This window comes from Nitrosospira sp. NpAV (genome assembly GCF_000832065.1).
In the GTDB taxonomy this organism is placed as follows: Bacteria; Pseudomonadota; Gammaproteobacteria; order Burkholderiales; family Nitrosomonadaceae; genus Nitrosospira.
This window is the reverse complement of sequence record NZ_JXQM01000023.1, coordinates 1-2,443: the sequence shown is the minus strand read 5'-3', so window position 1 is coordinate 2,443 and position 2,443 is coordinate 1. Positions and strand designations below refer to the sequence as shown.

The following is a 2,443-nucleotide window of genomic DNA, read 5'->3' as shown; positions in this document are numbered from 1 at the left end:
TAAAAAACACCGATCCACCTTTCCGTCTGGCGACGGTGGCGGACCGGTGTCATGCTTTGTAGCTTAGAGCTTGGTGAAGACCGGTATGACTGCGCCGGCTATGCTGTTGATGTTGCGGTCGCCTGAATCGCTCCAGGTCATCAGCAATCCGCCAAAGCGGCTTTCCGGGTCGCCCAGCAGCGCCATCAGACGCTGTACTTCCCACAGCGCATCCTTCGCTTCCATCTTGACTTCACGCGTCTCGCCAGGTTGGATCGGCGCGTCATTGTCAAACGACAGGCCCGTGGCTACCAGTTCCTTCGGATAGTTGCGGTCCAGGTGCTTGAGCCCCACTTTGTTGATGAAGCGCACGCCCGCCGTGGTGAACTCGCCTATACGATAAGCGGTGTCGCCACTGTTGGTGACGCTCATGGTCACGCGCAGTGCGCGGCCCGGGACGTCATAGTTGGCGTGCGTCACTTTGATCGCGATGGGGTTGGGTTTCACCGGCATCGGTTGTACCTTCGATTCACCCGCTTGGATGGGCACCGTGTACGGGTGTTTGGTTTCCGTATAGCGGTAGCCGCCCCAGACAATGCCAAAGGTCGCAATCAGTACGATCCACGCAACCTTCTTGTCCATCGGGTCCAGCAGCAGGTCGTCTCCATAGGCCAGCAACACCCGGCTGCGCGGCAGGAACATGGGCCGGGCAACGTAGTAGCCTATCCAGAAACAGCCCAGTCCCAACCACAACAAGTGCCAGAAGATGCCGTTGTTGAAGTTGAAGGTCTCGGTGTCGATGGTCTCGCCTGTCAGCAGTTTCACCGGGTTGGTGAAGTCATCCCAGCTGCCGGTGATGTTCATCCAGGCGGCAGGGCCGGCAATCGGGCCTGCGTCCTTGATGTTGACCATGGCGTGCATGTGGTGGCGTCCCGGGATGCGGGCTTTCAGTTTGACTTCGAAGGCGTAGTCGCGGCCAATTTCCAGCGGGCCCGAGATGTAGGTCGGTTCGCCGTTCAGTTTGGTGGAGAGCCGTACGAATACCGGGCTGGGGCTGCCTACGTTGAAGAACGCCCGTCCCGGTTTGCCCACCGCGCGCGGCCAGTCTTCGGCCAGGTGGAATTTGCCGGTCATGGTGGCAAAGTCGTTGACCTTGGTGGTGTCGGGGCCCCATTTCATGTCGTACCATTGGATGGTGCGCATGCGCAGGAACGGTTCTTGCGAGCGTTCGCCATGCGCTGCCGCCGGCGAGATGTCAAGGGTGCTCAGGGCCAAGGTGGCCATGCCATAGAGGCCAATGACCCCCAGTTTGAACAGGTTCTTTGCGTTCATTATTTGATCCCCTCCGGAAACCCTTCTTCGCCATAGGCGGTGACGTCGTTCTTCATGGTAACCCGGCCACGCGGGCCTTTGACGTAGTAGAACGCGGTGCAGTAGAGTTTGCCAAAGTACCACCAGACGCAGAACATGAGCATGGAGACGAAGGCGGAGAAGAAGGCCGCAATCACCGTGGTGTGACCACCAAAGGTGCGCAGGGAGCCTTGTTCGATCAGCCGTACGTATTCCGGGGTGCCCGTGCGGACATACAGGAAGCCGGTGTAGTCAGCCAGCGACAGCAGAACGCCTTCGGCCACCAGCGGCAGGTGCGTCGGTCCGAATATCGGCCAGTTGCCCGGATAAAACAGCAGGCCAAATGCGCCACCGCCTACCAGGGCCGTGATCATCCAGTTGCGCGTGAGCAGCATGACGGTGTCCATGATGAGCGCGCCCGGAATCATGGTGGAGGGCAGGACGAAGTTGATCGGGTAGTGCGACCACCAGTAGAAACCCCAGAAGCGGGTCAGCCATTCGCCTACCAGCAGGCAGACGATACATAGCGTCGCGCCAAACGGCAGGCGGTAGTTCACCCACAGGTAGTACATGATGGTGGCACAGTAGGTGATGCCTACAATGGGGGTGACAACCGGCCACCATTGGCGGTCTTTCCAGTCAAGCCAGAAGTCCCAGTCGCCTGCCAGCAGCATGAAGTGCATGTGGTAGGTGCCTACCAGCAGGATGCATAAAATCGGAAAATAGATCGCGTCTATCATCCTGGACATCTTTACCGATTCCGGCGGCATCTTGGCCGCCTTTAATATTTCGTCTGTTCTGCTCATCGTGCCCTCCCCTCAAATATGTCGTACGATCTTAAAACTGATAAATGCTGCCGTTGTTCATTTTTGCGTGTCACGCCGATATCGTGTCACGCCGCTGTCTTGCCGCCTTCCCCCTGCCGGTGCCTTTTCCGGTCTTCGCCGCAGGTCGAAGGTGGGCCGGTCCGCCCGGCTGATTCCCCCACTCTGGCGGGAGTCAACGGGCGGCCGGGTCTACGGATCCCCCTTACGGGACGATCCGGTTGTTGAGGATGACTTTGCTTTGTCCGTTCCAGACCACGTCGGTCAGGTTGGAGTAGCGGGTGATGATC

Annotated in this window: 2 protein-coding genes and 1 pseudogene; all 3 read right to left on the bottom strand. The window is 58.9% G+C overall.

Annotated elements, in window-relative coordinates; genetic code table 11:
* Positions 1 to 63 precede the first annotated feature (63 nt).
* On the bottom strand, positions 64 to 1,311 hold the full coding sequence (locus SQ11_RS14150; protein WP_041514848.1) for a methane monooxygenase/ammonia monooxygenase subunit B: 1,248 nt from the start codon (positions 1,309 to 1,311) through the stop codon (positions 64 to 66).
* Positions 1,311 to 2,135 carry a methane monooxygenase/ammonia monooxygenase subunit A gene (locus tag SQ11_RS14145; RefSeq protein ID WP_041514847.1) on the bottom strand — a complete coding sequence of 275 codons (825 nt, stop codon included), beginning with the start codon at positions 2,133 to 2,135 and terminating at the stop codon, positions 1,311 to 1,313. Before SQ11_RS14145 ends, SQ11_RS14150 begins: the two co-directional genes overlap by 1 nt.
* 223 nt (positions 2,136 to 2,358) lie before the next feature.
* Positions 2,359 to 2,443, bottom strand: a pseudogene (locus SQ11_RS18155) (methane monooxygenase/ammonia monooxygenase subunit C); the annotation flags it as partial.